Source organism: Streptomyces sp. UH6, from assembly GCF_013421635.1.
Taxonomy (GTDB): domain Bacteria; phylum Actinomycetota; class Actinomycetes; order Streptomycetales; family Streptomycetaceae; genus Streptomyces; species Streptomyces abyssomicinicus.
In genome coordinates this window covers 1-6,552 of the sequence record NZ_JACADT010000260.1, presented here as the reverse complement: position 1 = coordinate 6,552, position 6,552 = coordinate 1, and the positions used below count along the sequence as shown (strand labels likewise).

Genomic DNA, 6,552 nt, shown 5'->3' with positions numbered 1-6,552 from the left:
CAGCGTCTTGAGCGCGACCCGGGCGCCGGCCGCGTCGTACGCCTCGTACACGACGCCCTGTCCGCCGGCGCCGAGCCTCGCGGCCAGCCAGTACCCGCCGAGCCGCTCGGGATCCTCTGCCGTCAACGGAGTCGCCAACTCACTCTCCCCCAAAGATAGTTGACCCGCGTCCCTGGCGACGCGCCGTCGATGTTACGGGCCGCCGCCCAAGACGACGACCGGCGGCGGCCCCTCGGCGGACGTTTTCTGCGCCAGTAGTGCGTGGCGAATACACGATGTGCGCCCGAACCGCACGATCATGACGAACACAGGTATTCCACCCGAATCGACGTGAGGAAAGATCATGTTCTCGGAGACGAAGAGGACCGCGCGGACCATGGTGACGGCACTCGCCGCGGCGGCCGCGTTCACCATGACCGTGCCGACCGGCACCGCTTTCGCCATCAACGAGGTCAGCTGTGCCGAGCAGGGCGACTTCCTGAGGATCCAGTCGCACCACAGCACCGGCCTGAAGAGCGAGGACTGCTACGCGAACGCCGGGAAGACCGACTTCGGCGGCTGGTGGATCGACAAGATCTCCACGGGGAACAACGACGTGCGGCTGCACGACGCCAACGGATCCGTGGTGAACATCCCGCGGCACAGGGTGGTCACCTACCCGAACCGGCCCCCGAAGGTCAACGCGATCGAGATCCTGTGACCGGCGGCCGGCCCGGCTTCCGCCCTTCCCCCAGGAGCGCCTGATGGCTCACCTCAGCATCATCGGCACCGGCACCATGGGCCGGGCCATCTCCGGCGTCGCCGAGAGGGGCGGCAGCACCGTCGAACTGCTCGGCAAGGCGGACGCGGACACGCCCGTCACCGGCGACATCGTCGTTCTCGCCGTGCCCTTTCCCGCCGTCGACGGCATCCTCGCCGAGCGCGCCGACCAGCTGGCCGGCAGGGTCGTCGTCGACATCACCAACCCGCTGGACTTCGAGACCTTCGACTCCCTCGTCGTCCCCGCCGACAGCTCCGCCGCCGCCGGGATCGCCGCCGCGCTGCCCCGGTCGCGGGTGCTGAAGGCCTTCAACACCACCTTCGCCGCCACGCTGACCTCCGGCACCGTCGGCGAGCTCCCCACCACCGTCCTCGTCGCGGGTGACGACGCGGACGCCAAGGCGCTGCTCGCCGGCGTGCTCACCGCCGGGGGTGTACGCGCCGTGGACGCCGGTTCGCTCAAGCGGGCCCGCGAGTTGGAGGCGCTCGGGTTCCTCCAGCTCACCCTCGCGGCGCGGGAGGAGATCTCCTGGGCCGGAGGCTTCGGCGTCGTGAGCTGACACTCGGCGTCGTGCGCTGACGCGGAGGTCGCGTGGAGCGGCGCGAGGGGCCGTCGCCGGGCCGGTCACCCGGACCCGGCAGGCCCGTGCGCGCGGGTCCGGCCGGGTCGACGACGGCGGTGATCCCGGTGACGCGGCCGTCGGCGACGGTGAGGGCACGGACAGCGGGATCCGTCCCCCTCCAGGCCGGCGGCCCGCACCTTCCTCGGGCGCAGATGTGACCGATTTCCTCACCAGGATCAACCGCACCGTTCAGGAAGCGGCCGGCCGGACCCAGGGCCGGGCCCGGAGCCCAGCGAGGGAGCGGCGCCGGTGAGGCGTCCGGCGCCGCGCCCGCTCAGTGGAGGACTTCACGCTCCCACCGTCCGGGCGGCTGGGTGTGCAGACGCCAGTAGTGCTCGGCGATGTCGTCGGGGTCCCACGCCGTCCCGGGTGCGACCGCCCCGCCGACGGTGACGGTGGCGACGTGCACACCGGACGGCCCGTACTGCGTGTCGAGCAACTCGACCAGGGCCCGCACGCCGGCCTTGCCCAGCGACAGGCTCACGTACTGCGGCTTCATCTCGGGCATCCCGCCGGTGACGACGAAGGTCCCTCTTCCTCTCCGCGCCATCGCGGGCAGGGTGTGCGCGGCGGCGGTCAGGGCGCCGAGCACGTTGACCGCGTAGGTCTCCAGGTGGTCGCGGTGCGGAAGTTCGCCGACGGTGTCGGGCCGGATGACGGCGGCGTTGTAGACCACGACGTCGGGTACGCCGAGTTCGCCGGTGGCGGTGTCGAGGGCGGCGCGCAGGGCGGTCTCGTCGGCGGCGTCGGCGGTGAGCGGCAGCGCCCGCACGCCGAGCGGGCGGACGGCCTCGGCGCCCGCAGCCACCGTCTCCGTCGTCCGCGCGATCAGGGCGACCGGCAGCCCCTCCCTGGCGAACCGCCGGGCCACCGCCTGCCCGATCCCCTTCCCCGCGCCGATGATCAACGCTCCGGCCATGGTCGCTCCTTCTCGTCGAACGCAGTGACGGGAGCGTCAACCCGGTCCGGTCACCGCCTCTTCCCGCGGGACCGGACGCGCCCCCTCCCCACGGACGCTCCCGGGTCCCTACCGGTGGGGCGAGGCGGCCTCGTGCACGCCCGCCGGCTGCGGGGCGAAGGGGCCGTCCAGGGCCGCCCATTGGAGGAGCAGGACGGTCTTGCCGTCGGCGATGCGTCCGTCGCGGGTCATGGCCAGGGCCTCGGTGAAGGGCAGTTCGAGGACCTCGATGTCCTCGCCCTCCTCCTCGACCCCGCCGCCGGCCCCGGTCCGGTCGGCGGGGGTGTAGGGCGCGGCGAAGAAGTGGAGGCGTTCGGTGACGGACCCGGGGCTCATGTAGGCGTCGAGGACGTGGGTGAGCGGGCCGAGGGTCACGCCGAGTTCTTCGGCCGCCTCGCGGCGGACGGCGGCGGGCGGGTCGTCGGTGTCGAGCAGCCCCGCGGCCGCCTCGACGAGCATTCCGTCGGGGTGGTCGTTGACGTACGCCGGGAAGCGGAACTGCCGGGTCAGCAGGACGCGGCCGCGGTCGGCGTCGTAGGGCAGGACGACGGCGCCGTTGCCGCGGTCGTAGGTCTCGCGCGTCTGGGTCTCCCAGCGTCCGTCGCGGCGGCGGTAGTCGAAGGTGGTGCGTCGCAGGACGTGCCACCCCTCGGAGGTCAGCCGGACGTCACGGACCACCACGTCCGGGTTGCGGTCGAGGTCGCGTCCCGCCCGGTCGAGACCGGTCCGGCCACGGTGGTCGGGGACGTCCACACCGGGGCGGGGGCTCACACGGCCTCCCGCCGGGCGAGCGGGGGGATCTCCGCGACGTCGTGGTAGACGGGCAGACCGCGGCGGCGGGCGGTGGCGACGTCCTGGTCGGCTCCGGTGGATGCGCCGGGCAGGCGCAGCACGGCGTCGCAGCGGGCCAGAAGGCGCTCGGCGGTCGGGTACAGCACCTGGTCGGCGAGGGGGTCGGTGGGTCCCGCACCGGCGGAGCGCAGGACGGGCAGCGCGATCCATTCCCCGATGACGGGGAGGTGTCCGGCGGCGAAGACGGGCCAGGCGGCCGCTTCGAGGCGCGCGAGGTTGGCCTCCATGGCCTGCGGATCGCCGCCGGTCCCGGATCGGTAGGGCCCGGCGATGAGGATGAACATGGGCTTGTCGGTCATGGGACGCTACGATACATGCAGAAACGTGCAAGAACAGGAGAGAACACGGATGCTGGCTGCCGAACGGCGTGACCACCTGCTGGACCTGCTGGCCAGTCGCGGCAAGATCGTCGCCAAGGACGTCGCCGCCGAGCTGCGGATTTCCGAGGACACCGTGCGGCGCGACCTGCGCGACATGGCGAGTGAAGGACTGTGCCAGCGGGTCTACGGCGGGGCACTTCCCGTTTCCCCCGCCGTGGCGGACTACGGCGCCCGGCAGGCGGTCGCCCCGGAGGGCAAACGGAAGGTCGCCTCGGTGGCCGCCGGCCTGGTGCGGCCGGGGGGCGTGGTGATCCTCGACGGCGGAACCACCGCCCTGGCCGTCGTCCACGCGCTGCCGCGGGACCTGGACTGCACCGTGATCACCCACAGCCCGACGATCGCCGTCGCCCTGCTCGACCATCCGCGGGCCGAGGTCTTCATGCTGGGCGGCCGTCTCTTCAAGCACTCGGCGGTCGCCTGCGGCGCGGCCGCGGTCGAGGCCGCGCAGAACGTCTCCGCCGACCTCTTCCTCCTCGGCGTCACCGGCGTGCATCCCGAGGCGGGACTCACCACCGGCGACGCCGAGGACGCCGCGATGAAACGCGCCCTCGCGGCACGGGCGGCGGACACCTACGTCCTCGCCTCCTCCGAGAAGATCGGCACCGCCTCGCGGTTCCGCGTCCTGCCCTGGGAGGAGATCGGCGGGCTGATCACGGACAGGGCGCCGCACGACCCGGTGATCGAACAGCTCACGACGGGCGGGGTGGAGGTCCTGACGGCCGGCTGACGGTGGCGAGGGGCCGGTACGGAGAGGGCGGTCGCCCTGCCCACGACAGGCGTTGCGTCCCTCCCGCACGGTGAATCATGATCAGGGCTCCCACCCCTCATGAGGAAGAGAGCACCGTGCTGGAACTGGATCGCCTGACACGACGCTTCGGCGAACGTGTCGCAGTGGACGCCGCGTCGTTCCACGTGGAGCGCGGAAAGGTCACCGGCTTCGTCGGGGGCAACGGCGCCGGCAAGACCACCACCATGCGCATGATCATGGGCGTGCTGGCGCCCACCGGCGGCGAGGTCCGGTGGAACGGTTCCGCGCCCACCGCGGCCGACCGGCGGACGTTCGGTTACATGCCGGAGGAACGCGGGCTGTACCCGAAGCAGCCGGTGCTCTCGCAGCTGGTCTACCTGGGGCGGCTGCGCGGTCTGAGCGCCTCGGCGGCGCGTTCGTCCGCCACCGCCCTGCTGGACCGGTTCGGACTGGCCGACCGGCTCGGCTCCCGTCTGGAGTCGCTGTCCCTGGGGAACCAGCAGCGGGTGCAGATCGCCGCCGCCCTGCTCGGCGATCCTCAACTGCTGGTGCTGGACGAGCCGTTCTCCGGTCTGGACCCCAGCGCCGTGGACAGCATGACGGAGGTGCTGCGCGAGTTCGCGGGGCGCGGGGTGCCGGTGCTGTTCTCCTCGCACCAGCTCGAGCTGGTGGAGGCGCTGTCCGACCGGCTGGTGATCCTCTCCGGCGGCAAGGTGGTCGCGCACGGCACCTCCGAGGAGCTGCGGCGCCGTGGTCCGCGCCGGCATCTGCTGGTCACCGGGCAGGAGACCGGCTGGCTGCGCGGCTTCGCCGGGGTCGAGGTCGTCGAGGACGGCGAGGGCCGGGCCGTGCTGGAGCTGGCCGACGGCCAGGAGACGGCCGACGCCCTGCTGGCGGAGGCCCTGCGCCGGGGCTCGGTACGGAAGTTCACCGAGCTGGTGCCGAGTGTTGCCGACGTCTACCGGGAGATGACCGCATGAGCGCCCTGCGTGACCGTACGTGGTGGATCGTCGCCACCCGCGAGATGTCGGTGAAGGTCCGCGACCGGGGGTTCCTGGTCTCGACCGGTATCACGCTGCTGCTGATCCTGGGCGTGCTCGGGTTCCAGGTCTTCATGGGGACCTCGGCGCGCGAGGTGACCGTCGCGACCGTCGGTGACGAGCCGCGGCAGGTGCTGGAGGTGTCCACCGGGCTCGCCGAGGCGTCGGGAGAGGACGTCCGGTTCGCGCCGCGCCCCGTCGGTTCGGCCGCCGAGGTCCGGGCGCTGGTCCTGGACGACGAGGCGGAGGTGGGCCTGCTGGCGGCCGGTGAAGGCGGCTGGGAGCTGGTGGGCGCCTCCGAGCGGGACTCCGACGCGGAGATATGGATCGGGGCGGCCGTCCGCCAGACGGTGATGGAGCGGAACGCCGCGGCGGCGGGCACCAGCATGGCGGAGCTGGCGGCGGGCGGGGAGGTCTCCTACGAGCTGCTGGAGCCCGGCAGGCCGACCGGGATGACGCTGTACTTCACGACCTTCGTCTTCACCTTCCTCTTCTACTTCTCGTCTCTGCTGCTCGGCAGCGGACTGGCGACGAGCGTGGTGGAGGAGAAGCAGAACCGCATCGTGGAGATCGTCGCCTCCTCGATCCGCGTGCGCGACCTGCTGATCGGCAAGACGCTCGGCGCGACGCTGATGGCACTGGCGCAGATCGCCCTGCTCGCGGGGGTGGCGGTGGTCGCGCTGCTGGTCACCGGACGTCAGCAGCTGCTGGAGCAGATCAGCGCAGGGCTGGGCTGGTACCTCGTCTTCTACACGGTGGGCGTGGCCGTGCTGGCGTGCGTGTTCGCGGCGGCCGGCGCGGTGTCGACGCGGCACGAGGACATCGCGTCGACCACCACGCCGGTCTCCACGGTGCTGATGGTCATGATGTTCGCGAGCCTGCTGGCGAGCGGGACGCTGAAGACGGTGCTGTCGTTCCTGCCGCTGGGCTCGGTGATGGTCATGCCGTCGCGGCTGGTGTCGGGGGACGCCGCGTGGTGGGAGGCGGCCGCCGCCCTGCTGATCTCGCTGGCGGCCGCGGCCGTGGTGATCCGGCTCGCCGAACGGATCTACCGGCGGGCGCTGATGCAGACGTCGGGGAAGCTGACGTTCCGGCAGGCGCTGCGGCTCACGGACTAGGCTCACCGCCCACGGGCGGGCGTCGCCCACGCGGGGCCGGGCCCGGTCCGGCGCGGACGCGGCGGTGGACCATG

General features: G+C 72.5%; 8 protein-coding genes. 5 read left to right on the top strand and 3 right to left on the bottom strand.

Annotated elements, in window-relative coordinates; translation table 11 throughout:
• Positions 1-343: 343 nt before the first annotated feature.
• On the top strand, positions 344-700 hold the full coding sequence (locus tag HW445_RS14720) for a beta/gamma crystallin domain-containing protein (protein WP_180221471.1): 357 nt from the start codon (positions 344-346) through the stop codon (positions 698-700).
• Between the two features lie 43 nt (positions 701-743).
• A complete protein-coding gene (locus HW445_RS14715) occupies positions 744-1,319 on the top strand; it encodes an NADPH-dependent F420 reductase (protein WP_180221470.1) in 576 nt (191 codons plus the stop codon).
• A 337-nt stretch (positions 1,320-1,656) separates the two neighbouring features.
• Here HW445_RS14715 and HW445_RS14710 read toward each other — a convergent pair whose 3' ends face one another.
• The 3 genes from HW445_RS14710 to HW445_RS33535 form a co-directional block, all read right to left on the bottom strand.
• Positions 1,657-2,301 carry an SDR family NAD(P)-dependent oxidoreductase gene (locus tag HW445_RS14710; protein WP_180221469.1) on the bottom strand — a complete coding sequence of 215 codons (645 nt, stop codon included), beginning with the start codon at positions 2,299-2,301 and terminating at the stop codon, positions 1,657-1,659.
• A gap of 108 nt (positions 2,302-2,409) precedes the next feature.
• On the bottom strand, positions 2,410-3,111 hold the full coding sequence (locus HW445_RS14705) for an NUDIX domain-containing protein (protein WP_180221468.1): 702 nt from the start codon (positions 3,109-3,111) through the stop codon (positions 2,410-2,412).
• Positions 3,108-3,491: a DUF4406 domain-containing protein gene (locus HW445_RS33535; RefSeq protein ID WP_180221467.1), complete on the bottom strand. Its 384-nt coding sequence runs from the start codon at positions 3,489-3,491 to the stop codon at positions 3,108-3,110. Before HW445_RS33535 ends, HW445_RS14705 begins: the two co-directional genes overlap by 4 nt.
• A 49-nt stretch (positions 3,492-3,540) precedes the next feature.
• Here HW445_RS33535 and HW445_RS14695 point away from each other — a divergent pair, with 49 nt between their 5' ends.
• From HW445_RS14695 to HW445_RS14685, 3 genes are all read left to right on the top strand, one after another.
• The gene (locus tag HW445_RS14695) at positions 3,541-4,299 is read left to right on the top strand and encodes a DeoR/GlpR family DNA-binding transcription regulator (protein WP_180221466.1); all 759 of its coding nucleotides are present in this window, start codon (positions 3,541-3,543) and stop codon (positions 4,297-4,299) included.
• Positions 4,300-4,415: 116 nt separating this feature from the next.
• Complete coding sequence (locus tag HW445_RS14690; RefSeq protein ID WP_180221465.1) at positions 4,416-5,300, top strand: ABC transporter ATP-binding protein; 885 nt, start codon at positions 4,416-4,418, stop codon at positions 5,298-5,300.
• On the top strand, positions 5,297-6,478 hold the full coding sequence (locus tag HW445_RS14685; protein ID WP_180221464.1) for an ABC transporter permease: 1,182 nt from the start codon (positions 5,297-5,299) through the stop codon (positions 6,476-6,478). Before HW445_RS14690 ends, HW445_RS14685 begins: the two co-directional genes overlap by 4 nt.
• Positions 6,479-6,552: the final 74 nt, after the last annotated feature.